Annotated in this window: 24 protein-coding genes; 19 read left to right on the top strand and 5 right to left on the bottom strand. The window is 71.9% G+C overall.

Translation table 11 applies throughout. The features are described 5' to 3' along the window. Positions 1-61: 61 nt before the first annotated feature. Positions 62-1054, top strand: a complete 993-nt coding sequence (gene holA / locus J7I97_RS01855) for a DNA polymerase III subunit delta (RefSeq protein WP_214930544.1) — start codon at positions 62-64, stop codon at positions 1052-1054. 256 nt (positions 1055-1310) lie between these two features. Here holA and J7I97_RS01860 read toward each other — a convergent pair whose 3' ends face one another. After that, complete coding sequence (locus tag J7I97_RS01860) at positions 1311-2720, bottom strand: MFS transporter (RefSeq protein WP_214930545.1); 1410 nt, start codon at positions 2718-2720, stop codon at positions 1311-1313. Between the two features lie 95 nt (positions 2721-2815). Between J7I97_RS01860 and J7I97_RS01865 the strand changes: the two genes are divergently transcribed. Beyond that, positions 2816-3427 carry a TetR/AcrR family transcriptional regulator gene (locus J7I97_RS01865; protein WP_214930546.1) on the top strand — a complete coding sequence of 204 codons (612 nt, stop codon included), beginning with the start codon at positions 2816-2818 and terminating at the stop codon, positions 3425-3427. Between the two features lie 280 nt (positions 3428-3707). Here the strand turns inward: J7I97_RS01865 and rpsT are convergent, their stop codons facing one another. Beyond that, positions 3708-3974: a 30S ribosomal protein S20 gene (gene rpsT, locus J7I97_RS01870; RefSeq protein WP_109778829.1), complete on the bottom strand. Its 267-nt coding sequence runs from the start codon at positions 3972-3974 to the stop codon at positions 3708-3710. A 256-nt stretch (positions 3975-4230) separates the two neighbouring features. On the opposite strand from rpsT, the gene lepA reads away from it, so the two are divergent. From lepA to hemW, 3 genes are all read left to right on the top strand, one after another. After that, on the top strand, positions 4231-6096 hold the full coding sequence (gene lepA, locus J7I97_RS01875) for a translation elongation factor 4 (protein ID WP_214930547.1): 1866 nt from the start codon (positions 4231-4233) through the stop codon (positions 6094-6096). Positions 6097-6308: 212 nt separating this feature from the next. Beyond that, positions 6309-8201: a long-chain fatty acid--CoA ligase gene (locus J7I97_RS01880; protein ID WP_214930548.1), complete on the top strand. Its 1893-nt coding sequence runs from the start codon at positions 6309-6311 to the stop codon at positions 8199-8201. 32 nt (positions 8202-8233) lie between these two features. Beyond that, entirely contained in the window at positions 8234-9466 is a 1233-nt protein-coding gene (gene hemW / locus J7I97_RS01885) for a radical SAM family heme chaperone HemW (RefSeq protein ID WP_214930549.1), read from the top strand. 170 nt (positions 9467-9636) lie between these two features. Here the strand turns inward: hemW and J7I97_RS01890 are convergent, their stop codons facing one another. Together J7I97_RS01890 and J7I97_RS01895 are read right to left on the bottom strand one after the other, a co-directional pair. Beyond that, positions 9637-10434, bottom strand: a complete 798-nt coding sequence (locus tag J7I97_RS01890) for a DUF3097 domain-containing protein (protein WP_214930550.1) — start codon at positions 10432-10434, stop codon at positions 9637-9639. A 28-nt stretch (positions 10435-10462) separates the two neighbouring features. Then, the gene (locus J7I97_RS01895; protein WP_214930551.1) at positions 10463-11188 is read right to left on the bottom strand and encodes an MBL fold metallo-hydrolase; all 726 of its coding nucleotides are present in this window, start codon (positions 11186-11188) and stop codon (positions 10463-10465) included. A gap of 163 nt (positions 11189-11351) precedes the next feature. Between J7I97_RS01895 and hrcA the strand changes: the two genes are divergently transcribed. From hrcA to J7I97_RS01960, 13 genes are all read left to right on the top strand, one after another. Further along, positions 11352-12368, top strand: a complete 1017-nt coding sequence (gene hrcA / locus J7I97_RS01900; protein ID WP_214930552.1) for a heat-inducible transcriptional repressor HrcA — start codon at positions 11352-11354, stop codon at positions 12366-12368. Beyond that, on the top strand, positions 12369-13505 hold the full coding sequence (gene dnaJ, locus J7I97_RS01905; protein ID WP_214930553.1) for a molecular chaperone DnaJ: 1137 nt from the start codon (positions 12369-12371) through the stop codon (positions 13503-13505). A gap of 188 nt (positions 13506-13693) precedes the next feature. Further along, complete coding sequence (locus J7I97_RS01910) at positions 13694-14785, top strand: nitronate monooxygenase (RefSeq protein WP_214930554.1); 1092 nt, start codon at positions 13694-13696, stop codon at positions 14783-14785. Continuing rightward, positions 14782-15525, top strand: coding sequence for a 16S rRNA (uracil(1498)-N(3))-methyltransferase (locus J7I97_RS01915; protein WP_214930555.1), 744 nt, complete (start codon positions 14782-14784; stop codon positions 15523-15525). Before J7I97_RS01910 ends, J7I97_RS01915 begins: the two co-directional genes overlap by 4 nt. Before the next feature lie 123 nt (positions 15526-15648). Continuing rightward, positions 15649-16008 carry a histidine triad nucleotide-binding protein gene (locus J7I97_RS01920; RefSeq protein ID WP_214930556.1) on the top strand — a complete coding sequence of 120 codons (360 nt, stop codon included), beginning with the start codon at positions 15649-15651 and terminating at the stop codon, positions 16006-16008. 3 nt (positions 16009-16011) lie between these two features. After that, the gene (locus J7I97_RS01925) at positions 16012-16917 is read left to right on the top strand and encodes a ribonuclease Z (protein ID WP_214930557.1); all 906 of its coding nucleotides are present in this window, start codon (positions 16012-16014) and stop codon (positions 16915-16917) included. A gap of 323 nt (positions 16918-17240) precedes the next feature. Then, complete coding sequence (locus J7I97_RS01930) at positions 17241-18332, top strand: PfkB family carbohydrate kinase (protein ID WP_214930558.1); 1092 nt, start codon at positions 17241-17243, stop codon at positions 18330-18332. Positions 18333-18896: 564 nt separating this feature from the next. Beyond that, the gene (locus tag J7I97_RS01935) at positions 18897-19943 is read left to right on the top strand and encodes a PhoH family protein (RefSeq protein ID WP_214930559.1); all 1047 of its coding nucleotides are present in this window, start codon (positions 18897-18899) and stop codon (positions 19941-19943) included. A gap of 13 nt (positions 19944-19956) precedes the next feature. Then, positions 19957-20454, top strand: coding sequence for an rRNA maturation RNase YbeY (ybeY, locus tag J7I97_RS01940; RefSeq protein WP_214930560.1), 498 nt, complete (start codon positions 19957-19959; stop codon positions 20452-20454). Then, a complete protein-coding gene (locus J7I97_RS01945; RefSeq protein ID WP_214930561.1) occupies positions 20451-21758 on the top strand; it encodes a hemolysin family protein in 1308 nt (435 codons plus the stop codon). Before ybeY ends, J7I97_RS01945 begins: the two co-directional genes overlap by 4 nt. Then, a complete protein-coding gene (locus tag J7I97_RS01950) occupies positions 21755-22108 on the top strand; it encodes an MmcQ/YjbR family DNA-binding protein (RefSeq protein WP_214930562.1) in 354 nt (117 codons plus the stop codon). The genes J7I97_RS01945 and J7I97_RS01950 overlap by 4 nt, the downstream gene beginning before the upstream one ends. 93 nt (positions 22109-22201) lie before the next feature. Then, a complete protein-coding gene (locus tag J7I97_RS01955; protein WP_214930563.1) occupies positions 22202-22555 on the top strand; it encodes a cytidine deaminase in 354 nt (117 codons plus the stop codon). 139 nt (positions 22556-22694) lie between these two features. Beyond that, complete coding sequence (locus J7I97_RS01960) at positions 22695-23297, top strand: hypothetical protein (RefSeq protein ID WP_214930564.1); 603 nt, start codon at positions 22695-22697, stop codon at positions 23295-23297. Here the strand turns inward: J7I97_RS01960 and J7I97_RS01965 are convergent. After that, complete coding sequence (locus J7I97_RS01965; protein ID WP_374195430.1) at positions 23265-24515, bottom strand: MFS transporter; 1251 nt, start codon at positions 24513-24515, stop codon at positions 23265-23267. The genes J7I97_RS01960 and J7I97_RS01965 overlap by 33 nt on opposite strands. Between J7I97_RS01965 and J7I97_RS01970 the strand changes: the two genes are divergently transcribed. Continuing rightward, positions 24502-25908: a recombinase family protein gene (locus J7I97_RS01970; RefSeq protein ID WP_214930566.1), complete on the top strand. Its 1407-nt coding sequence runs from the start codon at positions 24502-24504 to the stop codon at positions 25906-25908. The genes J7I97_RS01965 and J7I97_RS01970 overlap by 14 nt on opposite strands. The last annotated feature ends 134 nt before the right edge of the window (positions 25909-26042 follow it).

Here is a 26042-nt window from a genome sequence, read left to right on the forward strand (position 1 = left end):
GCCGTGGTGAGGGGCGCCGGGGCGCGGGGGACTGTCAGTACGCCGTGGGATGCTGGAGGCGATGGCCACCAGGAAGAACTCCACCGACGATCCCCTCGCCCCGCTCACCCTCGCGGTGGGGCAGGAGGACCTGCTGCTCGACCGCGCCGTACGGGAGGTGGTGGCGGCCGCCCGCGCCGCCGACGCCGACACGGACGTGCGGGACCTCGCGTCCGAGCAGCTCCAGCCCGGCACGCTGGCCGAGCTGACGAGCCCCTCCCTCTTCTCCGAGCGCAAGGTCCTGGTCGTGCGCAACGCGCAGGACCTGTCCGCGGACACCGTCAAGGAGGTGAAGGCGTACCTCGCGGCGCCGTTCGAGGAGATCGCCCTCGTCCTCCTCCACGCCGGCGGCGTCAAGGGCAAGGGCCTGCTGGACGCGGCGCGGAAGGCGGGTGCCCGCGAGATCGCCTGCCCGAAGATGACGAAGGCGGCGGACCGGCTTTCGTTCGTGCGGGGCGAGTTCCGCACCCTGGGCCGGTCGGCGACGCCCGAGGCATGCCAGAGCCTGGTCGATGCGATCGGCAGCGACCTGCGGGAGCTGGCGAGTGCGGCGGCGCAGCTGTGCGCGGATGTCGAGGGCACCATCGACGAGGCCGTGGTCGGCCGTTACTACACCGGCCGGGCGGAGGCCTCCAGCTTCACCGTCGCCGACCGCGCGGTCGAGGGGCGGGCGGCCGAGGCCCTCGAAGCCCTGCGCTGGTCCCTGTCGACGGGGGTGGCGCCGGTTCTGATCACCAGCGCGCTGGCCCAGGCGGTCCGTGCGATCGGCAAGCTGGCTTCCGCGCCGCGCGGGGCCCGCCCGGGCGACCTCGCCAGGGACCTCGGGATGCCGCCGTGGAAGATCGACCGGGTCCGGCAGCAGATGCGGGGCTGGTCGGCGGACGCCGTCTCCGAGGCCCTGCGCGCCGTGGCCGCGGCTGACGCCGGGGTCAAGGGCGGGGGCGACGACCCCGAGTACGCGCTCGAAAAGGCGGTCGTGGCAGTAGCCCGCGCGGCCCGCCCCCAACACCGGTAGCTCCGCCGGAACTCGAGGGCTCGGCCGGGCTCCGTCGGCACTCGGGCGCTCGCCTGGGCTCCGCCGGGCTCCGCCGGGTCCGTCGGACTCCGCTGGGCGCCGTCGGGCTCGGTCGGGCTCCGTCGGGACCCGGGGGCTCCGCCGGGCTCCGCCGGGCTCCGGCGCTCCGGGACAACGCTTCGGATGTGCTGGCCGGCCTCGGTGGGTCGTGGTCTGGTGGGTTCGGCCGGCTTGGGGCAGGGGCTTCGGCGGGGAGTCAGTGGGACAGGGTGTGGGTTGTTGAGGGGGAGGGGTGGCCTTTGGGGAGGAGGAGGGGGGCGGACAGGGCGAGGGCCAGGGCCAGGGCTGGGAGGGTGAGGGTGGTGAAGCTGCCGGAGGTGAGGGCGGCTACGCCGACGGCGGCGCCGAGTTCGTGTGAGGTGCCGATCAGCCCGGAGGCCAGGCCGGTGTGGTCCGGGTCGACGTTGCCGAGGGCGGCCGTCGTGGCGCAGACGAAGGCCGCGCCGAGGCCGAGGGCCAGCAGGGCGAAGCCCGGGACCAGGTCCGTCCAGAGCCCGCCGGCCGAGGTCACGGCCGCGCCGGCCGCGGCCAGGGTGAACGCCGCGGCGCCGGTCGGGCGCCAGCCGAGGCGGACAACGGCCCGGCTGCCGAGGTGCGCGCCCGCAGTGACCGCCACCGCCACCGGGAGGAAGGCCAGCCCAGTGACCAGGGGGCTTCGCCCCAGGGTGTGCTGGATGTGCAGGGAGCTCAGGTAGAAGCCCGCCACCAGCAGCCCCGCCGCCCCCAGCATCACCGCGCTCCCGCCCAGCAGGGCGCGGCGGCCCCGCAGGGAGGGCGGCACCAGCGGGTTCCGGGTCCGGCGTTGTGTCAGCACGAGCAGGCCGCCGGCCGCCGCGGCCCCGGTCAGCCAGGGCCAGGAGCCCGCGGTCAGGCCGTAGACCAGCCCGGCGGAAGTCCCGGTCAGCAGGAGGGACCCCGATACGTTCAGGGGGCGCCGCCGCGCGTCGCGTGCGCCGGGGGCGCGAAGGGACGGCCCAAGCAGCAGCGGGACGGCGATCAGTGCGCACACCCCGGCCGGCAGGTTGACGTAGAAGATCCAACGCCAGCCGGGCCCGTCGGTGAGTACCCCGCCGAGGAGGACGCCGATGGCCGCGCCGGCGCCGCCGATCGCCGCCCAGACACCGAGGGCGCGGTGTCGCTCCGGGCCCTGGAACAACGCCGTGACCAGGGCCATCGCCGCCGGTGAGAGCAGCGCCGCCGCCACTCCCTGGGCTGAGCGGGCCGCGATCAGGGTCCCGCCCTCCGCCGCGAGGCCGGACGCCGCCGAGGCCGCGGTGAACAGCGTCAGCCCGGTCAGGAACATCCGGCGCGCCCCGAACCGGTCGGCCAGCCTTCCGCCGACCAGCAGCAGGCTGCCGAAGAAGAGGGTGTACGCGGTCACCACCCAGGTGAGTCCGGACGGGGAGAGGCCGAGGTCGGATCCGATGGCGGGGAGGGCCACGTTCACCACCGTCACGTCGGCGATGAGCATGAACTGGGCCAGGCAGAGGAGGGCGAGGAGCCGCCAGCGGTGGGCGTGGGTGTGGGCGTGGGTGTGGGCGTGGGTGTGGGCGTGGGTGTGAGTCTGGGCGTGGGTGTGGGTGTGGGTGTGGCCGTCTGGGGACATGGCGAGCCGCCTTAACCTTTACAGTCGCGTTAGGGATCGGATCGAGTATGCGGGCTCGGTGCTGGAATGTGAACAGGGGTGTTAGGTTTGAGTGCATGGGCACCGACGCCAACCGACCCCGCCGCCGCGCCGACGCGGAGCGCAACACCGCCGCGATCATCGATGCCGGCCTGGACTGCTTCCTCGCTGATCCGCAGGCGAGCATGACCGCCATCGCCCGCGCCGCGGGAGTCAGCCGCGTCACGCTCTACTCGCACTTCCCGACCCGCGAGGCGCTCCTCGACGCCGCCCTGGAGCGCGCCGTCACCGAGGCCGCCGCCGCCCTTGAAGTCCCCGACGCGGCCGAGGCGGAGGGGGCGGCGGGTCCCGCGGGTGCGGAGGGGGCCGTCGCCGGACTCGAACGGCTGGTGCACACCTCCTGGCGGCTGCTCGACCGGCACGCCGCCGTCTTCGCCGCCGTCTCCGCCGCGCTCCCGCCCGAGCGGCTCCGCGAGCGCCACGGCCGGGTCCTGGCCCCCGTCCGCCGCCTGATCGTCCGCGGCCAGGAGGCCGGTGAGCTGCGCGCCGATCTGTCCGCCGACTGGCTGGTGACCGTCGTCTACAGCCTCGTCGACGCGGCCGCAGCCGAGGTGAAGGCCGGCCGGATGGCCCCGGAGGACGCGCCGCGGACGCTGACGGCCACGGTGCTCGCCGCTGTCGCCGCCTGAGCGAGAGCGGCCCGGGGCGAGAGTCGCCCGGGGGAGAGTCGCCTGAGCGTGAGTCGCCCGGGGCGAGAGCCGCCCGGGGCGTGAGTCGCCCGGGCGAGAGCCGCCCGGGCAAGACGAAGGCCCCGGCCACCGCCCTGGGGAAGGGTGGAGGCCGGGGCCTTCGGATACTTCTTGGTTGCGCCGCACCCGCGTGGCGAACGCTTCGTGTGCGGCGCGGGGTGCCGGTCAGGAGCGGGAGAGAGGGCCCGCTGGATCCCTATCCGGCGATCACATCAGGAGCTCAGCCCTGAAGGGAGGCAACCTTGGTGGCCAGCGCCGACTTCTTGTTGGCGGCGGCGTTCTTGTGGATGACACCCTTCGAGACAGCCTTGTCGAGCGCACGCGCGGCGTCGCGGGAAGCCACGGTGGCCTTCTCGACGTCACCGGCGAGGACGGCCTCGCGGGCCTTGCGGATCGCGGTCTTGAGCGAAGACTTGACGGCCTTGTTGCGCAGGCGCGCCTTCTCGTTCGTCTTGTTCCGCTTGATCTGGGACTTGATGTTCGCCACGAAAGAGCCTTTTCAGGTTCAGAGTTTGATCTTCGGATTGTGTCCCGACAGCTGAGAGGGCATACGAGACACAGCTGCTCAGGCTACCAGGCGCGGTTCGACCGGCCCAAACCGAGCGCATGTCCCCGTCCATGGGACCATGGGAGTCTGCGTACAGATCCGACATCGCCGCGGCAGGAGCCCGGCGAGATCCGGACTCTCGCTCAGACGATGCTCAGATTTCGTTCCGACTGCGACCCGAGAATCAGGACACTGCGTGCCCGCCATCCCCAGCCACGTGCCCGAGCCGAGCCGTACCGACCCGGCGCTGATCCGCAATTTCTGCATCATCGCGCACATCGACCACGGCAAGTCGACCCTTGCCGACCGGATGCTCCAGCTCACCGGTGTGGTCGACCAGCGGCAGATGCGCGCCCAGTACCTCGACCGCATGGACATCGAGCGTGAGCGCGGCATCACGATCAAGTCCCAGGCGGTCCGACTGCCGTGGGCGCCCACCGAGGGCGAGGGCAAGGGCAGCACCCACATCCTCAACATGATCGACACCCCCGGGCACGTCGACTTCACCTACGAGGTCTCCCGCTCCCTCGCCGCGTGCGAGGGCACGGTCCTCCTGGTGGACGCCGCCCAGGGCATCGAGGCGCAGACCCTCGCCAACCTGTACCTGGCGATGGAGAACGACCTCGCGATCGTCCCCGTACTGAACAAGATCGACCTGCCGGCCGCCCAGCCGGAGAAGTTCGCCGAGGAGCTCGCGAACCTCGTCGGCTGCCAGCCCGAGGACGTCCTGCGGGTCTCCGCCAAGACCGGTCTCGGTGTGGAGGCCCTGCTCGACAAGGTCGTCGCGACCGTCCCGGCCCCGGTCGGCGTCAAGGACGCCCCCGCCCGCGCGATGATCTTCGACTCGGTCTACGACTCGTACCGCGGCGTCGTCACGTACGTCCGTGTCGTCGACGGCCAGCTCAGCAAGCGCGAGCGCATCCGGATGATGTCCACCGGTGCCACCCACGAGCTGCTGGAGATCGGTGTCTCCTCCCCGGAGATGACCCCGGCCGACGGCATCGGCGTCGGCGAGGTGGGCTACATCATCACCGGCGTGAAGGACGTCCGTCAGTCCAAGGTCGGTGACACCATCACCAGCCTGCACAACGGCGCCACCGAGGCCCTCGGCGGCTACAAGGACCCGCGGCCGATGGTCTTCTCGGGCCTGTACCCGCTCGACGGCTCGGACTACCCGGACCTGCGCGAGGCCCTGGACAAGCTGCAGCTCAACGACGCCGCGCTCGTCTACGAGCCGGAGACCTCGGCGGCGCTCGGCTTCGGCTTCCGCGTCGGCTTCCTCGGCCTGCTCCACCTGGACGTGGTGCGCGAGCGCCTGGAGCGGGAGTTCGGGCTCGACCTGATCGCCACCGCGCCGAACGTGGTCTACCGCGTCGTCCTGGAGGACGGCAAGGAAGTCACCGTCACCAACCCGAGCGAGTTCCCCGAGGGCAAGATCTCGGACGTGTTCGAGCCGGTCGTGCGGGCCACCGTGCTCGCGCCCACCGAGTTCATCGGTGCGATCATGGAGCTCTGCCAGACCCGCCGCGGCTCGCTGCTGGGCATGGACTACCTCTCCGAGGACCGCGTCGAGATCCGCTACACCCTCCCGCTCGCGGAGATCGTCTTCGACTTCTTCGACCAGCTGAAGTCCAAGACGCGCGGCTACGCCTCCCTCGACTACGAGCCCACCGGCGAGCAGAGCGGTTCGCTCGTCAAGGTCGACATCCTGCTGCACGGCGACAAGGTCGACGCCTTCTCCGCCGTCACCCACAAGGACGCGGCCTACGCCTACGGTGTGCGCCTGGTCGCCAAGCTGCGCGAGCTCATCCCGCGGCAGGCCTTCGAGGTGCCGATCCAGGCGGCCGTCGGTTCGCGGGTCATCGCCCGCGAGACCATCCGCGCCATCCGCAAGGACGTCCTCGCCAAGTGCTACGGCGGTGACATCTCCCGTAAGCGGAAGCTGCTGGAGAAGCAGAAGGAGGGCAAGAAGCGGATGAAGATGGTCGGTTCTGTGGAGGTTCCGCAGGAGGCCTTCATCGCCGTCCTCTCCAGCGACGAGTCCGGCGGCAAGAAGAAGTAGCACCCTCGCCTCCCAAGTCGTACGAAACGGACCCACATGCACACGCATGGGGGTCCGTTTCGTTATGAAGCGGCCGCTCGCTGGCTCTTACGCACCGGGTGGGGCGCCCTCTACTCTGATCACCTGCTCGATGGTTACTCGCCAGTTACAAACCCGCCAGCCCAAGCGCCCCACGCCCACGCACTACCGCGTGGACCGGTCCGGAGGATGTCGTGAGCGACACACAGACCTTGATCGAGAACCGCCCGCCCAGCGTGGCGGTCCTCTTCCTTGACCGCGTCGCGGCCACGCCGAACGCGGAGGCCTACCGGTTCCCGGTTCCCGCGGCCGGCGGGGCGGGCGGCCCCGACGACTGGAAGTCGCTCAGCTGGGGGCAGGCGGCCGAACGGGTCTTCGCCATCGCCGCCGGGCTGATCGACCTCGGCCTGGAAGCGGAAGACCGGGTCGCGCTCGCCTCCAACACCCGGGTGGAGTGGATCCTCGCGGACCTCGGCGTCATGTGCGCCGGCGCCGCGACCACCACCATCTACCCGAGCACCAACGCGGAGGAGTCGTCCTTCATCCTGGCCGACTCGGAGAGCCGGGTGCTGATCGCCGAGGACGGCAAGCAGCTCGCGAAGGCCCGCGCGCACCGCGCCGAGCTGCCCCGGCTGGCCCACGTCGTGGTCCTGAACGCCGACGACGCGGTCGCCGTCGAAGGGGATCCCGAGGGCTGGGTGCTCTCCCTCGCCGACCTGGAGGCGCGCGGCAAGGAGCACCTCGCCAAGCACCCCGAGGCGGTCAAGGAGCGCATCGCGGCCATCACGGCCGACCAGCTCGCCACCCTGATCTACACGTCCGGCACCACCGGCCGCCCCAAGGGCGTACGGCTGCCCCACGGAAACTGGTCGTACATGGCCAAGGCCACCGTGGCGACCGGCATGATCCACTCGGACGACGTCCAGTACCTGTGGCTGCCGCTGGCGCACGTCTTCGGCAAGGTGCTGACCTCCGGCCAGATCGAGGTCGGGCACGTCACCGCGATCGACGGCCGCATCGACAAGATCATCGAGAACCTGCCGATCGTGCAGCCGACGTACATGGCGGCCGTCCCGCGCATCTTCGAGAAGGTCTACAACGGGGCCGCGGGCAAGGCCCGGGCCGCCGGCGGCGCCAAGTACAAGATCTTCAAGTGGGCGGCCGGGGTCGCCCGCGAATACGCCAAGGTCAGGCAGGACAACTTCCGGCGCACCGGCAACGCGAGCGTCCCCCTCGGCCTCGCCACCCAGCACAAGATCGCCGACGCGCTCGTCTACTCCAAGCTCCGCGAGGCCTTCGGCGGGAAGCTGCGCGCCGCCGTCTCCGGCTCCGCCGCCCTGGCCCCCGAGATCGGCTACTTCTTCTCCGGCGCGGGCATCCACGTCCTGGAGGGCTACGGGCTCACCGAGTCCAGCGCGGCCTCCTTCGTCAACCCGGGCGAGGCCTACCGCACCGGCACCGTCGGCAAGCCGCTCCCCGGCACCGAGGTCCGGATCGCCGACGACGGTGAGATCCTGCTGCGCAGCCCCGGCATCATGCAGGGCTACCACGGGCTGCCCGAGAAGACCGCCGAGGTGCTGGAGGCGGACGGCTGGCTGCACACTGGGGACATCGGCGAGCTGTCGGCCGACGGCTACCTGCGCATCACCGACCGCAAGAAGGACCTGATCAAGACCTCGGGCGGCAAGTACGTGGCCCCGGCGGAGGTGGAGGGGCAGTTCAAGGCGATCTGCCCGTATGTCTCCAGCATCGTGGTGCACGGCGCGGACCGGAACTTCTGCTCGGCGCTGATCGCGCTGGACGGGCCGGCGATCCTGGGCTGGGCGGCCGACAACGGCCTGGAGGGGAAGACGTATGCCGAGGTCGTGGCGGCCCCCGAGACGAACCGGCTGATCGAGACGTACGTGCAGACCCTCAACGAGGGCTTGCAGCGCTGGCAGACGATCAAGCAGTTCCGGCTGCTGCCGCGCGACCTCGACGTGGAGCACGGGGACCTGACGCCCAGCCTGAAGCTGAAGCGGCCGGTCGTCGAGCGCGAGTTCAAGTACCTCATCGACGAGATGTACGCGGGCTCGAACGAGGCGTAAACGACCTTGGGGCAGTGCGGGACAATGGGCTCATGCCTTCCGCACTGCCCGACGGTGACCCCATGCCCGAAGACGGCTCGCTGCCGTCGCACGCCCTGGCGGGTGCCGGGGACCGGCCGCTCGGGTTCTACCTGCACGTTCCGTACTGCGCCACGCGCTGCGGCTACTGCGACTTCAACACCTACACGGCCACCGAGCTGCGGGGCACCGGCGGTGTGCTCGCCTCCCGGGAGAACTACGCCGACACCCTGATCGACGAGGTCCGCCTCGCCCGGAAGGTGCTCGGGGACGACCCGCGCGCCGTGCGGACCGTGTTCGTGGGCGGCGGCACGCCGACGCTGCTGCCGGCCGGGGACCTCGTACGGATGCTCGCGGCGATCCGTGACGAGTTCGGCCTGGCCGAGGACGCCGAGATCACCACGGAGGCCAATCCGGAGTCGGTGAATCCGCAGTACCTGGCGGAGCTGCGGGCCGGGGGCTTCAACCGGATCTCCTTCGGCATGCAGAGCGCGAAGCAGCACGTCCTGAAGGTGCTGGACCGCACGCACACGCCGGGCCGGCCCGAGGCGTGCGTCGCGGAGGCGCGCGCGGCGGGCTTCGAGCACGTCAACCTGGACCTGATCTACGGGACGCCGGGCGAGTCCGACGAGGACTGGCGGGAGTCGCTGTCGGCCGCGCTGGGGGCGGGGCCGGACCACATCTCGGCGTACGCGCTGATCGTGGAGGAAGGCACCCAGCTGGCGCGGCGGATCCGCCGGGGCGAGGTCCCGATGACGGACGACGACGTGCACGCGGACCGGTATCTGATCGCGGACTCGGTGATGGCCGAGGCGGGGTACTCCTGGTACGAGGTGTCGAACTGGGCCACCTCGGAGGCGGGGCGGTGCCTGCACAACGAGCTGTACTGGCGCGGCGCCGACTGGTGGGGCGCGGGGCCGGGGGCGCACTCCCACGTGGGCGGGGTGCGGTGGTGGAACGTGAAGCATCCCGGCGCGTACGCCGCCGCGCTGGCGGAGGGCCGCTCCCCGGGGGCGGGCCGGGAGCTGCTGTCGGAGGAGGACCGGCGGGTCGAGCGGATCCTGCTGGAGCTGCGGCTGGTGGAAGGGGCGCCGCTGTCGCTGCTGGCGCCGGCGGGGCTGGCGGCCGCCGGGCGGGCCCTGGCCGACGGCCTCCTGGAACCCGGCCCCTACGAGGCGGGCCGGGCCGTCCTGACCCTGCGGGGGCGGCTGCTGGCCGACGCGGTGGTCCGGGACCTGGTGGACTGATCCGGGCCGGGTGGTGCGGAGTGCCGCTGCGGCGGAGCTTCTCCCCGCCCCGCCCTTTCACCGTTTCTCCCCCAGACTCCGTCCGGGGGGGACCCCCAGGGGCTCCGCCCCAGACCCGCGCCTCAAACGCCGGCGGGGCTGGATCGGCCCGGCGGAGCCGGGCCGGCCGGTCAGGCCGTGACGTGGTCGATGAGGTGTTCCACCGCGCCCAGGAGGGTGGGCTCCAGGTCCTTGTAAGACGTCACGCGGGACAGGATGTGCTGCCAGGCCGCCCCGGTGTTCTCCGGCCAGCCCAGCGCCCGGCAGACGCCCGTCTTCCAGTCCTCGCCCCGCGGGACCACCGGCCACGCCTCGATGCCGAGCGCCGCCGGCTTCACCGCCTGCCAGACGTCCACGTACGGATGGCCCACGATCAGGACGTCCGGCGAGGTCACCGAAGCCGCGATACGGGATTCCTTCGAGCCCGGGACCAGGTGGTCCACCAGGATGCCCAGGCGGGCGTCGGGGGCCGGGGCGAAGTCCGCCACGATGGCGGGGAGGTCGTCGATGCCCTCCAGGTACTCCACCACCACGCCCTCAATCCGCAGGTCGTCACCCCACACCCGCTCGACCAGCTCGGCGTCGTGGCGGCCCTCGACGTAGATCCGCCCCGCCCGCGCCACCCGTGCCCGCGCCCCCGGGACCGCGACCGAGCCCGAGGCCGTACGGGCAGGGGCGGCCGGCGAGCGCGTGGGGCGGGTCAGGGTGACCACCGCGCCCTCCAGCAGGAAGCCCCGCGGTTCCAGCGGGAACACCCGCCGCTTGCCGAAGCGGTCCTCCAGGGTCACCGTGCCCGCCTCGCAGGCCACCACCGCGCCGCAGAAGTCCGTACCGGCGAGCTCGACCACCAGGCCGGGATCCGCCGGCACCTCCGGCGCGGGCTTGGCACGCTTCCACTGCGGGGTCAGGTCGGGGGAGTACTCACGCATCCGGCCGACAGTAGAAGAGACCCCGCCCTCAGGCGTCCGACACGCCGAACCGCCCCCGCAGTGTGTCGCGTTGCGCACGGACGAAGTCCGCCGATACCACCGCTCCGTGACCCGGCACGTACAGCGCGTCGTCCCCGCCCAGGGAGAGCAGCCGGTCCATGGCCGCCGGCCACCGCGCCGGCACCGCGTCGCGGCCCGCCTGCGGCTCGCCCGACTCCTCCACGAGGTCCCCGCAGAACACCACCTCGCGCTCGCCCGGCACGAAGACCGCCAGGTCGTGCCGGGTGTGCCCGGGCCCCACGTTCGCCAGCAGCACCTGGACCCCGCCCAGCTCCAGCGTCCACTCGCCCGACACCAGGTGCTTGGGCAGCACCAGCAGATCCGCGGCCTCGGCCGCCTCGTCCGCGGCCAGCCCGTGCCGCACCGCACCGTCGCGCAGCTCCTCGCGGCCCGTCGAGAGCTCCGTGTCCAGCCCGACCGCCCCGTACACCTCGGTGCCCGCGAAGGCGGCCCCGCCCAGCACGTGGTCGAAATGTCCGTGCGTGAATGCGATATGGGTCACGCTTCGGCCCGTCAGCCGCTCCGCCTCGGACCGCAGCTGCGCGCCCTCCCGCAGGCACGAGCCGGGGTCGATCATGAGGATCCCCTCGTCCCCCACCACCAGCCCCACCGTGCAGTCCCACACCGGGAGTCGGCGCCGGCCGCTCCGCCCGGTCAACTGCTCCCAGCCCGCCTCTTCCCATCGGACGTCCATAACCGTGACGCTACCCTGGCGACCCCTGACGGGCCGCCCTTGCCTCCGGCGTACTACCCAGCCGTACACTGACCGGGGGATCTCTGGCACTCGAACGCTCTGAGTGCCAACAGACGCCACGACGGACCACGATCACGACGACGCATCACTGGAGGTGTGCGCGATGCTCAGCGAACGCAGACTCGAGGTGCTGCGCGCCATCGTCCAGGACTACGTCGGGACGGAGGAGCCGGTCGGCTCCAAGGCGCTCACCGAGCGGCACCGGCTCGGCGTCTCGCCCGCCACCGTGCGCAACGACATGGCCGTGCTGGAGGACGAGGGCTACATCGCCCAGCCCCACACCAGCGCCGGCCGGATCCCCACGGACAAGGGCTACCGGCTCTTCGTCGACAAGCTGGCGGGGGTCAAACCGCTGTCGACGCCCGAGCGCCGGGCCATCCAGAACTTCCTCGACGGCGCCGTCGACCTCGACGACGTCGTCGGCCGCACGGTGCGGCTGCTCGCGCAGCTCACCCGGCAGGTCGCCGTCGTCCAGTACCCGTCGCTGACCCGCTCTACCGTGCGCCACGTCGAGCTGCTGTTGCTGGCGCCGGCCCGGCTGATGCTCGTACTGATCACGGACACCGGCCGGGTCGAGCAGCGGCTCGTCGACTGCCAGGTCCCCTTCGGCGAGACCTCCCTCGCCGATCTGCGGGCGCGGCTCAACAGCCGGGTCGTCGGCCGTCGGTTCACCGACGTGCCGCAGCTGGTGCAGGACCTCCCCGAATCCTTCGACGCGGAGGACCGCGGCACGGTCTCCACGGTGCTCGCGACCCTCCTCGAAACCCTGGTCGAGGAGGCCGAGGAGCGGCTGGTGATCGGCGGCACCGCCAATCTCACCCGCTTCGGACACGATTTTCCCCTGACGATCAGGCCGGTGCTCGAAGCGCTGGAGGAGCAGGTCGTGCTCCTCAAGCTGCTGGGCGAGGCCAGCGAGTCGGGGATGGCCGTAAAGATCGGGCATGAGAATGCCTACGAGGGACTGAACTCCACGTCCGTCGTCTCGGTCGGCTACGGTTCGGGCGGCGAATCAGTCGCCAAACTCGGCGTGGTCGGACCGACCCGCATGGACTACCCCGGAACGATGGGAGCGGTACGCGCAGTGGCACGTTACGTCGGACAGATCCTGGCGGAGTCGTAAGTGGCCACGGACTATTACGCCGTTCTCGGCGTGCGCCGCGACGCATCCCAGGACGAGATCAAGAAGGCCTTCCGCCGCCTCGCGCGTGAACTCCACCCGGATGTGAATCCGGACCCGAAGACGCAGGAGCGCTTCAAGGAGATCAACGCGGCCTACGAGGTGCTCTCGGACCCGCAGAAGAAGCAGGTCCACGACCTCGGCGGCGACCCGCTCTCCTCCTCGGGAGGCGGCGGCGCGGGCGGCTTCGGGGCGGGTGGCTTCGGCAACTTCTCCGACATCATGGACGCCTTCTTCGGCCAGGCCTCGCAGCGCGGCCCGCGCTCGCGGACCCGGCGCGGCCAGGACGCCATGATCCGCCTTGACCTGGAGCTGGACGAGGCGGCCTTCGGGACGACCAAGGACATCCAGGTCGACACGGCTGTCGTCTGCAACACCTGCTCCGGCGAGGGCGCGGCCCCCGGTACCTCGGCGCAGACATGTGACATGTGCCGCGGCCGCGGTGAGGTCTCGCAGGTCACCCGGTCCTTCCTGGGCCAGGTCATGACCTCGCGCCCCTGCCCGCAGTGCCAGGGCTTCGGCACCGTGGTCCCGACCCCCTGCCCCGAGTGCGCGGGCGACGGCCGGGTCCGCTCCCGCCGCAGCCTCACGGTCAAGATCCCGGCCGGCGTCGAGAACGGCACCCGGATCCAGCTGGCGGGCGAGGGCGAGGTCGGCCCCGGCGGCGGCCCCGCCGGCGACCTGTACGTGGAGATCCACGAGCTGTCGCACCCGACCTTCCAGCGGCGCGGGGACGACCTGCACTGCACGGTGACCATCCCGATGACGGCGGCGGCCCTGGGCACCAAGTGCCCGCTGGAGACGCTGGACGGCCTGGAGGAGATCGACATCAGGCCCGGCACCGGGTCCGGTCAGTCGATCCCGCTGCACGGGCGCGGCGTCACGCATCTGCGCGGCGGCGGGCGGGGCGACCTGATCGTCCACGTCGAGGTCACCACTCCGGGCAAGCTGGACGCGGCGCAGGAGGACCTGCTGCGCCAGCTGGCGAAGCTGCGCGGCGAGGAACGGCCGATGGGCCAGTTCGCGCCGGGCCAGCAGGGGCTGTTCAGCCGCCTGAAGGACGCGTTCAACGGCCGCTGACCCGGCCGCGCGGTACCTCGTACCACCTCGTCCGAGCCCGATCCGGGGATGACCCGGGTCGGGCTCGACGCTTTCCGGGCAGGCCCGCTCCGGGGCCGTGGCGGGATCCAGGCGGCAGGCGGAAGCGGACTATGCCAGGCGAATGCCATGATTCGGCCCGGTGAGCGGGACATGGCACGATGCAGTCCATGTCCACCGCACTGAACGGTCTCTACCAGTACCCGATCGTGCAGGCTCCCATGGCGGGCGGCGCCTCGTGTCCGCCGCTCGCCGCCGCCGTGTGCGAGGCGGGCGCACTGGGCTTCCTGGCCGGCGGCTACAAGACCGCCGACGGCATGTACCAGGAGATCAAACGGACCCGCGGACTCACCCGGCGCCCGTTCGGCGTGAACCTCTTCATGCCGCAGACCGGCTACGTCGACCCGGCCGCCGTCGAGGCGTACCGCGGGCAGCTGGCGGGCGAGGCCGGCTGGTACGAGATCTCGCTCGCCGCCGAGGACACCATCGGCACCTGCGACGACGGCTACGAGGCGAAGCTGGCCATCCTCGTCGAAGACCCCGTCCCGGTGGTCTCGTTCACCTTCGGCTGCCCCCCGCCCGAGACGCTCACCCGGCTGCGCAAGGCCGGCACGCACACCGTCGTCACCGTGACCTCGGTCGAGGAGGCCAGGGCCGCCCAGGAGGCGGGCGCCGACGCGGTCTGTGTGCAGGGCGTCGAGGCGGGAGGCCACCAGGGCACCCACCGCGACGACCCGCGCTCCGACGGCACGGAGGGCGTCGGGCTGCTCGCGCTGGTGGCGCAGGTACGAGAGGCCGTGGCCCTCCCCATCATCGCGGCAGGCGGCCTGATGCGGGGCTCGCAGATCGCGGCGCTGCTGGCGGCGGGCGCGGAGGCGGCGCAGCTCGGCACGGCCTTCCTGGGGTGTCCGGAGTCGGGGGCGCACCCGCTGCACAAGAAGGCGCTGACGGATCCGCTGTTCGTCCGTACCGAGCTGACCAGGGCGTTCTCCGGGCGGCCGGCGCGGGGGCTGGTGAACCGCTTCATGCGGGAGCACGGGCCGTACGCCCCGGCCGCGTACCCGCAGGTCCACCACCTGACCTCGGGGCTGCGCAAGGCGGCCGCCGCGGCCGGGGACCCGCAGGGCATGGCCCTGTGGGCGGGGCAGGGGCACCGGCTGGCGCGGATGCTGCCGGCGGGGGAGCTGGTGGAGGTGCTGGCGGCCGAACTGGCCGAGGCACAGAGCACGTTGAAGGTAATGCAGATGAGGAGAGCGTCATGACCGCCCCGGTGTTCGTGGTCGAAGAGGTCCCCGCGGGCCCGGAGTTCGTACTGGAAGGCCCCGAGGGCCGGCACGCGGTGTCCGTGAAGCGGCTGAACCCGGGCGAGGCGGTGGTCCTCGCGGACGGCCGGGGCGGCTGGGCGGAGGCGGTGGTGAAGTCGGCGGAGGGCAAGGACCGCCTGGTGGTGGCGGTGTCCTCCAGCGGGCAGGAACCGCAGCCCCCGGTCCGCATCACGGTGGTCCAGGCCCTCCCCAAGGGCGACCGGGGCGAAGTGGCCGTCGAGACGATGACCGAGACGGGCGTGGACGCGATCGTGCCGTGGCAGGCCTCGCGGTGCATCACGCAATGGCGCGGGGACCGCGGTGCCAAGTCCCTGGCCAAGTGGCGCAGCACCGCCCGGGAGGCGGGCAAGCAGTCCCGCCGGGTCCGGTTCCCGGAGGTCGCGGAGGCCATGTCCACCAAGCAGGTGGCGGCGCTGCTGGCCGATGCCGACCTGGCGATGGTTCTGCACGAGGACCGCGACACGCCCTCGCAGGCCCTGGCCGCGGCCCCGCTGCCCGCATCGGGCTCCATCGTCCTGGTGGTCGGCCCGGAGGGCGGCGTCTCCCCTGAGGAGCTGGCCGCCTTCGCGGCGGTCGGCGCCCACCCGTACCGCCTGGGCTCCTCGGTGCTGCGCACCTCCACCGCCGGCACGGCCGCGACGGCGGTTCTCCTCGCCCGCACGGGCCGCTGGTCCTGACGCCGGTCCGGCGGGGCGCGTTCCGCGCGCTCCGGGTCACCCCTGCCCCGGGGCTCGGCTCCCGGGGAAGGGCGGGATGGATACGATGCCCCGACTGATCCACCATCACGGGAGGCGAACGCAATGGCCGGGGAACCGCAAGCCGACTGCCTGTTCTGCAAGATCGTCGCGGGGAGCATCCCGGCGACCGTGGTCCGGGAGACCGAGACGACCGTCGCCTTCCGGGACATCAACCCCCAGGCACCCACGCACGTGCTCGTCATCCCACGCGTGCACTACCCCGACGCCGCCACCCTCGCCGCCGCGGAGCCCGCCATCGCCGCCGATCTGCTGCGCGAGTCCGCCGTGATCGCCGCTGAGGAGAAGGTCGACGACCACGGCTACCGGGTCGTGTTCAACACCGGCTCCGGCGCCGGCCAGACCGTCTTCCACGCCCACGCGCACGTCCTCGGGGGCCGCGGCCTCCAGTGGCCCCCCGGATAATCCGTGTCCGTACGAGAGTTCGTGGTGCTGGGCACCGCCAGCCAGGTGCCCACCCGCCACCGCAACCACAACGGGTACCTCCTGCGGTGGGACGGCGAGGGCATCCTCTTCGACCCGGGCGAGGGGACCCAGCGCCAGATGCTCCGGGCCGGGGTGGCCGCGCACGACATCAACCGGATCTGTGTCACCCACTTCCACGGCGACCACAGCCTCGGCCTCGCCGGGGTGATCCAGCGGATCAACCTCGACCAGGTCCCGCACCCCGTCACCGCGCACTATCCCGCCTCGGGGCAGAAGTTCTTCGACCGGCTCCGCTACGCCACCGCCTACCGCGAGACCGTTCTGCTCCGCGAGGAACCGGTGACGCGGGACGGGACGCTGGCGCGCGGGGACTCGTACCTCCTGGAGGCCCGCCGGCTTTCCCACCCGGTCGAGTCCTTCGGCTACCGGATCACCGAGCCCGACGGGCGCCGCATGGTCCCCGCACTGCTCGCGCGGCACGGGATCAAGGGGCCGGACGTGGGACGGATCCAGCGCGAGGGGGAGCTGGGCGGCGTGACGCTCGACGACGTCAGCGAGCACCGGCCCGGGCAGCGGTTCGCCTTCGTCATGGACACCCGGCTCTGCCCCGGCGTCCACGCGCTCGCCGAGGGCTGCGACATGCTGGTGATCGAGTCGACGTTCCTCGACGAGGACGAGCGGCTGGCCACCGACCACGGGCACCTCACCGTCGGCCAGGCGGCCCGCGCGGCGCGCGACGCGGGGGTGCGCAGCCTGGTGCTGACGCACTTCTCGCAGCGCTACACCGACCCCGCCGAGTTCGGACGCCAGGCCCGCGCGGCCGGCTTCGAGGGCGAGCTCGCGATCGCCGCGGACCTCGCGCGCGTTCCCTTGCCGAAGCGCGGCTAGCCGCCGAAGGCGGGAACACCCGGGGCGGGGTGCGGCGTACGGAGATCTCCGCGACCGCCGGCTCCGGCGCGCGCCCGGCCACCGCCGGCGGGAGCCCGCCCTGTGCCGGGCCCGTGCCTGGCCCGTGCCCGGGAAGCCGGCGGCGTCGGCGAGCAGGCCCGCGCCCAGTGCCGCGCCGTCTGGGAGTGATCTGGGCCACACTGTGTTTTGAGTCGTGCCGAGTGGGCAGGGCTCGGGGCTTTCCATCGAAAACCCACTCACAGAAACGACGCCTCAGTCCTTCAGGCCCGCAGATCCGCATAGGCAGCAACGGGGAGTACACCGTGACCAGTCGGGAAAGCCGCACCAGCCGCACCGCAGCAGTGGATCCGCTCGGTCCGCTGCGCGATCCCCAAGAACCCGGCTGCGACGTCTTCCTGACCGGCACCGTCTTCCTCGACATCATCTTCACCGGCCTCGACTCGGCCCCGGTGCGCGGTACGGAGTCCTGGGCGCGCGGCATGGGCTCCAGCCCCGGAGGCGTGGCCAACATGGCCACGGCCCTGGCCCGGCTCGGCCTGCGCACCTCGCTGGCCGCGGCCTTCGGGGACGACCACTACGGCGAGTACTGCTGGGACGCGCTGGAACAGGGCGAGGGCATCGACCTGTCCATGTCGCGGACGATCCCCGGCTGGCACAGCCCCGTCACGGTCTCGATGGCCTACGAGGGCGAGCGCACGATGGTGTCGCACGGCCACGAGGCTCCACCGCCGGCGGGCCGGTTCCCGCAGTGCCCGCCGGCCGCCCGCGCGGCCGTGGCCTCCCTCGGGCCGGGGCAGGGGGAGGAGTGGATCGGGACGGCGGCGCGGCAGGGGTCGCGGGTCTTCGCGGACGTGGGGTGGGACGAGAGCGGGCGGTGGGACCTGGGGGCGCTGGCCGACCTGGAGCACTGCGAGGCGTTCCTGCCGAACGCGGGCGAGGCGATGCGGTACACGCGGACCGATTGTCCTCGGGCGGCGGCCCGGGCGCTGGCGGAGCTGGTACCGATCGCGGTGGTGACGATGGGCGCGGAGGGCTCGTACGCGGTGGACGGCCGGACCGGCGAGACGGCGGAGGTCCCCGGGATCACGGTGGACGCGCTGGACCCGACGGGGGCGGGGGACGTGTACGTGGCGGGCTTCGTCACCGGCACCCTGGCGGAGTGGCCGCTGGCCGACCGCCTCGCCTTCGCGGGCCTCACGGCGGCGCTGTCGGTCCAGGAATTCGGCGGCTCCCTCTCGGCGCCGGGCTGGCCGGAGGTGTCCCACTGGTGGCGCACGGCCCCGGACGCGTTGCGCGGCCGCTACGCCTTCCTGGACGAGCTGATCCCCCCGACGGAAACCCCGGCCGCCCGCCGCCGGGCGGTCCCGACGATCGGCTTCCGCCACTCCGCGTAACGCCTGGCCGGCGATCGAACACCCCCGGGGCGGCCACACCGCCCGGGGCCCACCGCCCGGGGCCCCACCGCCGGGGCTCCACCGCCGGGGCCCGCTGCCCGGGGCTTGCCCCCCGCCCTGGGGGCTTTCCCCCGCCCTGGGTCTGCCCTCCGCCCTGGGGCTGCCCCCGGCCCTGGGGCTACCCCGGCCCTGGGGGCCCCTGTGCCGCGCGGTCCCGCCTCCTCGCTCCCGTCCCGGGCGGGGACCTCGCGGGGCCAGGGCAGGCCGGCGCGGGCAACACCGGGGGCCGGTCGTCCCACGCCGAAAGAATCCGCGACCGGGGACGCCGCGCCGCCGAGCCCTGGGGGCGGGCCGGGGGTGCCTCTGGGTGGCCGCGTCCGGGGGCCGGGGCCGCGGTGGCGGCGGGGGCGCCGGCAGGGGGTTTCCGTGTGCCGGGCGGCCAGGCCAGCGGTGGCGGAAAAGGCCTCGGGGATGCGGCGGCGGAGTCGTACCCTTGGTAGTCCGGAGGTCGTCGATCGGCGCGGCCCCTCAGCGGGAGGTATGCGCAGGCCACAGTGCCGGCCCATGACTCAGACACCGACAGCCCACACCCCCGCGCCCGGGCAGGCGCGAGCCCACTTCACCGTCCCGGCCTCGCACCCGATGGTGACCGTGCTCGGCTCTGGCGACGCCCTGTTGCGCGTGATCGAGAGGGCCTTCCCGAAGGCCGACATCCATGTTCGGGGCAATCAGGTCAGCGCGATCGGCGATGCGGTGGAAGTCGCCCTGATCCAGCGCCTGTTCGACGAGATGATGCTGGTGCTCCGCACCGGGCAGCCGATGACGGAGGACGCAGTGGAACGCTCTATCGCCATGCTCAAGGCGAGCGGCAACGGCAATGGAAACGGGCCCGAGGAGACGCCCGCCGAGGTGCTCACCCAGAATATCCTCTCCAGCCGCGGCCGCACCATCCGTCCCAAGACCCTCAACCAGAAGCGGTACGTCGACGCGATCGACAAGAACACGATCGTCTTCGGCATCGGCCCCGCCGGTACCGGCAAGACCTACCTCGCCATGGCCAAGGCGGTCCAGGCCCTCCAGTCCAAGCAGGTCAGCCGGATCATCCTGACCCGGCCCGCCGTCGAGGCGGGGGAGCGGCTCGGCTTCCTGCCCGGCACGCTCTTCGACAAGATCGACCCGTACCTGCGCCCGCTCTACGACGCACTGCACGACATGATCGACCCGGACTCGATCCCGCGCCTCATGGCCGCCGGCACCATCGAGGTGGCCCCCCTGGCGTACATGCGCGGCAGGACGCTCAATGAGGCGTTCGTCGTCCTCGACGAGGCGCAGAACACCAGTCCGGAACAGATGAAGATGTTCCTGACCCGGCTCGGCTTCGACTCGAAGATCGTCGTCACCGGTGACATCACCCAGGTCGACCTGCTGCCGGGTGGTACCAAGAGCGGCCTGCGGCAGGTGCAGTCGATCCTCGAAGGGGTTCCGGACATCCACTTCTCGCGGCTCACGTCCGAGGATGTCGTCCGGCACAAGCTGGTCGGCCGTATCGTCGACGCGTACGAAAAGTACGAGGACATCCAGGACGGCCGGAACGGCCAACACGGGAAGTAGAACTCAGCGCACCATGTCGATCGACGTCAACAACGAGTCCGGAACCGAGGTCGACGAGCAGGCGATCCTCGACATCGCCCGCTACGCGCTCACCCGGATGCGGATCCACCCGCTGTCCGAGCTCTCCGTCATCGTCATCGACGAGGAGGCGATGGAGCAGCTCCACATCCAGTGGATGGATCTGCCCGGACCCACCGACGTCATGTCCTTCCCGATGGACGAGCTCCGTCCGCCGGCGAAGGACGACGAGGAGCCCCCGCAGGGGCTCCTCGGCGACATCGTGCTCTGCCCGGAAGTGGCCAAGAGGCAGGGCGAGGACGCCCCGACGCAGCACTCCATGGACGAGGAGCTCCAGCTCCTGACCGTCCACGGGGTGCTGCACCTGCTCGGCTACGACCACGAGGAGCCGGACGAGAAGGCCGAGATGTTCGGGCTGCAGGCGGCCATCGTCGACGGCTGGCGCGGTGAGCGCGGTATGACCGGCCCGTCACCGGCCCCCACCGTCTCGTGACCGCCGCCCCCCAGCTGATCACGGGCGCGGTGCTGCTGGTCGTCGTGGCCTGGTTCGCGGCGTGCGCCGAGTCCGGGATCTCCCGGGTCTCCAGCTTCCGCGCCGAACAGGCCGTACGGGAAGGCCGGCGCGGCAGCGCGAAGCTCGCGCAGGTCGCCGCCGACCCCACCCGCTACGTCAATGTGGCCCTGCTGGTCCGGGTCACCTGCGAGATGGCGGCGGGCGTGCTCGTCACGTACGTCTGCCTCGACGAGTTCGGCGAGAACTGGACCGCGCTGCTCGTGGCCATCGCCGTGATGGTGCTCGTCTCGTTCGTCGCCGTCGGCGTGTCCCCTCGTACGATCGGCCGCCAGCACCCGTTGAACACGGCGACGGCGGCCGCGTACGTACTGGTACCGCTGGCCAGGGTCATGGGCCCCATCCCGCAGCTGCTGATCCTCATCGGCAACGCGCTCACGCCCGGGAAGGGCTTCCGCAAGGGGCCGTTCGCCTCCGAGGCCGAGCTGCGCGCGATGGTGGACCTGGCGGAGAAGGAATCGCTGATCGAGGACGACGAGCGCCGGATGGTGCACCAGGTCTTCGAGCTGGGTGACACGCTCGTGCGCGAGGTGATGGTGCCGCGTACGGATCTGGTCTGCATCGAGCGGTACAAGACGATCCGTCAGGCGACCACGCTCGCGCTGCGGTCGGGTTTCTCGCGCATCCCGGTGACCGGGGAGAACGAGGACGACATCGTCGGGATCGTGTACCTGAAGGACCTCGTCCGCAAGACGCACATCAACCGCGAGGCGGAGTCCGACCTGGTCTCGACGGCGATGCGGCCGGCGGTCTTCGTACCGGACACCAAGAACGCGGGGGATCTGCTGCGCGAGATGCAGTCGGTACGCAACCACGTGGCCGTCGTCGTCGACGAGTACGGCGGTACGGCGGGCATCGTCACCATCGAGGACATCCTCGAGGAGATCGTCGGCGAGATCACCGACGAGTACGACCGCGAGCTCGCGCCCGTCGAGGACCTGGGCGAGGACCGCTACCGGGTGACGGCGCGGCTGGACATCACCGACCTCGGCGAGCTCTTCAAGGTCGAGGACTACGACGACGAGGACGTCGAGACGGTCGGCGGGCTGCTGGCGAAGGCGCTGGGGCGGGTCCCGATCGCGGGCGCGTCCGCGGTGGTGGAGCTGCCGGACGGGCGGCCGCTGCGGCTGACCGCCGAATCCCCGGCGGGGCGGCGGAACAAGATCGTGACGGTGCTGGTGGAGCCGGTGATCGCGGAGGCGGCCGAGGGTGAGGACGGGGAGTGACCCCGAAGGAGCTGCGCGACTTCTGCCTGAGCTTCAACGCGGCGGTGGAGGAGTTCCCGTTCACCCCGGAGACCTCGGTGTTCAAGGTGCTGGGGAAGATGTTCGCGCTGGCGGCGCTGGACGCGGAGCCGCTGAAGGTCAACCTCAAGTGCGAGCCGGAACTGGCGGTGCGGCTGCGGGCCGAGCGCGAGGCGATCGAGCCGGGCTGGCACATGAACAAGCGGCACTGGAACACGGTGACGGTGGGCGGGTTGCCGGACGCGATGGTCCGGGAGCTGGTGGAGGACTCGTACGACCTGGTGGTCGCGGGACTGCCCCGGGCGGAGCGGCTGCGGCTGGACCGGCCCTGACCGCACGGGGTCCGGGGGCCGGCGGATAGCGGGGAGAGCGCCTCGGCGGGGTCGTTGCACGGCTGCGCCGAGGCGCTCCCTATGCTTTCGCCCATGACCGACAGCACCGGGATCGACCCCGAGGACAGCAAGATCATCACGCTGGCGCGCAGCGCCCGGGCCCGCAACGGCGTGCCCGAGGGGGCGGCGGTCCGGGACGAGACCGGCCGCACCTATGTCGCCGGGACGGTGGCACTGGACTCCCTGAAGCTCAGCGCGCTGCAGACCGCGGTGGCGATGGCGGTGGCGAGCGGGGCGCGGTCCCTGGAGGCCGCGGCCGTGGTGAGCGCGGCCGATGCCCCGGCGGACGCCGACCGCGCGGCCGTCCGTGACCTCGGCGGCCCGGACACCCCGGTCCTCCTGGCCGCCCCGGACGGCACCCTCAAGTCCACCACCCCGGCGGGCTGACCTCCTCCGCTTCCGCGGGCCCTGCCGTCCGCTTCCGCGGCCCCCTGCCGTGCCGCCGCCATCTCCCCGCCCGGCGCCGGGAGATGCCGCCCCGCCCCGGGCCGGGGTGCGGCGGGCGCGGCTCGGTAGGGTCGGGGACATGGACGAGAGGCGCCTTCCCCGCGATCATCCCGGCGGTTCACCGGGCCAGGGCGCGCCGGACCCGGGGCTCCCGGGGCAGGACGACCCCGGCTGCGGGCGGGCCGCCAGGGCTGACGTCGGCGCCGTGTTCGCGTTCGCGTGTGCCGCGTGCGGGGCCGTGCTGACGGGGCCGTTGCGGCGGCTGTCCGCCGTCCCCGAGGCGCCGTACGGGGAGTACCTGGGGGCCGAGGGCGGGGCCGAGGGGCCGCTGCCGGCGACCGTGCCGTCGGGGTGCTACGCCATCGAACCCGAGCCGTACGGCGCGCCCTTGGTGGCCTGCGACACGCCGGGGCCCGCGCACCCGCGCTTCGGCGCCCACATCGACGCCGAGGGGCGGTACCTGGTCTCCCAGGGGCCGCGCGGCAACATCGTCATCAACCCCGACGACGCCCGCGGCCTGGAGCTGGAGCACGCGGCGTACGCCTGCTGCGGGGCGAGCCCGGACGGCGGGATGAACCAGCTCTGTGCCTGCGGGACGCTGGTCGCCACGCTCAGCTCCGACTGCTGGGCGCCGTACGAGCTGCACCTCTCACCCCGCCACGTGCGCGCCCTCACCGCCTGAATCCACGCCCTGGCGGCGGCGGATGACCATCGCCATCAGCGCGGCCACGGCGCAGAGCGCGCCCGACGCGTACCAGACGAGGTCGTACGAGCCGAAGACGTCCCGCGCGATGCCCCCGAGGAAGGCCACCACCGCCGCGCCCACCTGATGCGAGGCCAGGACCCATCCGAAGACGATCGCGCTGTCCTCCCCGTACTGCTCGCGGCACAGCGCGATGGTCGGCGGGACGGTCGCGACCCAGTCCAGGCCGTAGAAGACGATGAAGAAGACCATCGGCGGGTGCACCGACGGCGCCAGCAGCATGGGGAGGAAGAGCAGGGAGACCCCGCGCAGGGCGTAGTAGACCGCGAGGAGGCGGCGCGCCTCGAAGCGGTCCGTGAACCAGCCGGAGGCCACCGTGCCGACCACGTCGAGCACGCCGATCGCCGCCAGGAGCCCGGCCGCCGCCGTCACCGGCATGCCGTGGTCATGGGCCGCCGGCACGAAGTGGGTCCTGACCAGGCCGTTCGTCGAGGCGCCGCAGATCGCGAAGGTGCCGGCGAGCAGCCAGAACGGGCCGGTCCGGGCCGCCTTGAACAGCACGGTGACGGCTCGGCGGGCCGCGCCGGGGGCGGGGGCGGGCTTCTCCGCGTAGGTGCCGCCGTACGGCGCGACCCCTACGTCCGCCGGGTGGTCGCGCAGCAGCAGCCATACGAAGGGGACCACGGCCAGGGCCGACAGCGAGACCGTCACGGCCGCCGGACGCCAGCCGTGGTGCTCCACCAGCCAGGAGAGCAGCGGCAGGAAGATCAGCTGGCCGGAGGCGCCGGCCGCGGTCAGGATGCCGGTGACCAGGCCCCGGCGGGCGGTGAACCAGCGGTTGGTGACCGTGGCCGCGAAGGCCAGTGCCATCGAACCGCTGCCGAGGCCCACCAGTACGCCCCAGAACAGGACCAGTTGCCAGGACGCGGTCATCCAGACCGTGGCGACCGAGCCGCCGGATATGACCAGCAGGGCCAGTGCCACGACCCGGCGGATGCCGAAGCGGTCCATCATCGCGGCCGCGAACGGCGCGGTGAGACCGTACAGCGCGAGGTTCACGGAGACGGCGAAGCCGATCGTGCCGCGCGACCAGTCGAACTCGTGGTGTAATTCTGGGGCACTAAGGGGGGGTCCCCTCCAGGCATCATCGAGAGCGTGCACGAGCAAGGGGAGCGCAGGACAGGTGGACGTCACCATCTACGTACGACTCAGCTTGGACCGGAACGGCGACCAGCTGGGCGTTCAGCGTCAAGAGGACGAGTGTCGAGCATTCGCCGCAGCCCGTGGTTGGACCGTGCTTGAAGTCCTGTCCGACAACGACATCAGCGCCACGTCGGGCAAGGCTCGCCCTGGCTTCGAAGCCCTGCTGATGTCCAAGCCGAAAGCCATACTGGTCTGGCACACTGACCGACTCGTCCGCAAGACGGAAGACCTGCTGAGGGTGATCGCCCTCGGTGTGAACGTCCACGCTATCCATGCCGGACACCTCGATCTGAGCACCCCTGCCGGTCGGGCAACAGCCAAGACGATTACGGCGTGGGCGGAGTACGAGGGCGAACAGAAGGCGCTCCGACAGAAGGCATCGAACTTGCAGGCAGCGAAAGCAGGCAAGCCACACAAGGCAGGGCTTCGAACATTTGGGTACGCCGACGACTACGTGACCGTGGTCGAAGCCGAGGCGGACGCGATCCGCAAAGGGGCGGAGATGATCCTTCAGGGCGAGACCCTGGCGGCCGTCGCCCGGTACTGGATCGACCTTGGTCTACTCGCTCCGCGCTCCTCGTCCGGCAACGCAAAGGAGGCGGCAAAGGGGTGGGGCGTCGGCGGCGTCAAGAAGGTGTTGATCTCGCCCCGCTACATCGGACAAGCCACCTACCGTGGCGAAGTGGTCGGCAAGGGACAGTGGCCCGCCATCCTGAGTGAGGAGACCCATTACGGGCTGCTGGCAATCCTGAACAGTCCCACTCGCTTCACGGGTGGCGCTCGAACTGGAAGCGCCCCACAGACGCTCTTGGCGGGTTTGGCTACGTGCGAGCGCTGCGGCGAGACGGTACGCGGCGGCATGTACCGGGGAACCCCGGTTTACCGGTGCGGCCAGAAGCACGTCCGTGTGCCCCGCGAAATCGCCGACAAGAGAGCCGGTAACGCCGTCCTCGCACGACTGGTGTTCCCCGACTTCCTGCCCTCGATCCTGGCCACGCAGAAGGAGCAGAGCGACGACTCAGCCCACCTTCACCAGGAAGCGCAGGCACTGCGGGAACGACTCGACGGCTTGGCGCTGGTCTACGCCTCGGGATCCATCACCCTGTCGCAGATGACAGCCGGTACGGAAGCAATCCGGGCCAGGCTCGAAGAGGTCGAGTCGAAACTGTCCGGGGTGACTGGACTTCCGCTGCTCGACCCCGTCTCGGGCATCGCAGGCCTGATCGAAGGTTGGCCGCACACTCCGCTTCCCGTCCGTCGCGCATGGGTCAAGTTCATCACCACGATCACCATGCGCCCGAACGGCTTCAAGAAGGCGGCGAAGATGACTGTGGACGACTACATGACCGTGGAGTGGAACCACACCTCCGACGAACACAACGCGTAGCCTGCCCCGTTCGACTTCGGCCCCGCTCTCACCTTTCGAGGGCGGGGCTACGTTGTGTCCTCGCGGGCGTCCGAAGTCGGCCCGGCCACAGCAGTGCTGTAGCATTCCGGGCCAGGTCGCCGCCGTCTCTCCCG

The organism is Streptomyces sp. ISL-87 (assembly GCF_018614095.1).
Lineage (GTDB): Bacteria > Actinomycetota > Actinomycetes > Streptomycetales > Streptomycetaceae > Streptomyces.

What these genes read in the sequence shown, in the direction of transcription:
- J7I97_RS01890 (WP_214930550.1), bottom strand. Translation starts at nt 10,434, where the DNA reads ATGCGTGAGTACTCCCCCGACCTGACCCCGCAGTGGAAGCGTGCCAAG.
- J7I97_RS01910 (WP_214930554.1), top strand. Translation starts at nt 13,694, where the DNA reads ATGTCCACCGCACTGAACGGTCTCTACCAGTACCCGATCGTGCAGGCT.
- J7I97_RS01860 (WP_214930545.1), bottom strand. Translation starts at nt 2,720, where the DNA reads ATGTCCCCAGACGGCCACACCCACACCCACACCCACGCCCAGACTCAC.
- J7I97_RS01965 (WP_374195430.1), bottom strand. Translation starts at nt 24,515, where the DNA reads ATGGTGACGTCCACCTGTCCTGCGCTCCCCTTGCTCGTGCACGCTCTC.
- J7I97_RS01895 (WP_214930551.1), bottom strand. Translation starts at nt 11,188, where the DNA reads ATGGACGTCCGATGGGAAGAGGCGGGCTGGGAGCAGTTGACCGGGCGG.
- J7I97_RS01935 (WP_214930559.1), top strand. Translation starts at nt 18,897, where the DNA reads ATGACTCAGACACCGACAGCCCACACCCCCGCGCCCGGGCAGGCGCGA.
- J7I97_RS01955 (WP_214930563.1), top strand. Translation starts at nt 22,202, where the DNA reads ATGACCGACAGCACCGGGATCGACCCCGAGGACAGCAAGATCATCACG.
- J7I97_RS01865 (WP_214930546.1), top strand. Translation starts at nt 2,816, where the DNA reads ATGGGCACCGACGCCAACCGACCCCGCCGCCGCGCCGACGCGGAGCGC.
- holA (WP_214930544.1), top strand. Translation starts at nt 62, where the DNA reads ATGGCCACCAGGAAGAACTCCACCGACGATCCCCTCGCCCCGCTCACC.
- J7I97_RS01915 (WP_214930555.1), top strand. Translation starts at nt 14,782, where the DNA reads ATGACCGCCCCGGTGTTCGTGGTCGAAGAGGTCCCCGCGGGCCCGGAG.
- ybeY (WP_214930560.1), top strand. Translation starts at nt 19,957, where the DNA reads ATGTCGATCGACGTCAACAACGAGTCCGGAACCGAGGTCGACGAGCAG.
- J7I97_RS01960 (WP_214930564.1), top strand. Translation starts at nt 22,695, where the DNA reads ATGGACGAGAGGCGCCTTCCCCGCGATCATCCCGGCGGTTCACCGGGC.
- hrcA (WP_214930552.1), top strand. Translation starts at nt 11,352, where the DNA reads ATGCTCAGCGAACGCAGACTCGAGGTGCTGCGCGCCATCGTCCAGGAC.
- hemW (WP_214930549.1), top strand. Translation starts at nt 8,234, where the DNA reads ATGCCTTCCGCACTGCCCGACGGTGACCCCATGCCCGAAGACGGCTCG.
- J7I97_RS01920 (WP_214930556.1), top strand. Translation starts at nt 15,649, where the DNA reads ATGGCCGGGGAACCGCAAGCCGACTGCCTGTTCTGCAAGATCGTCGCG.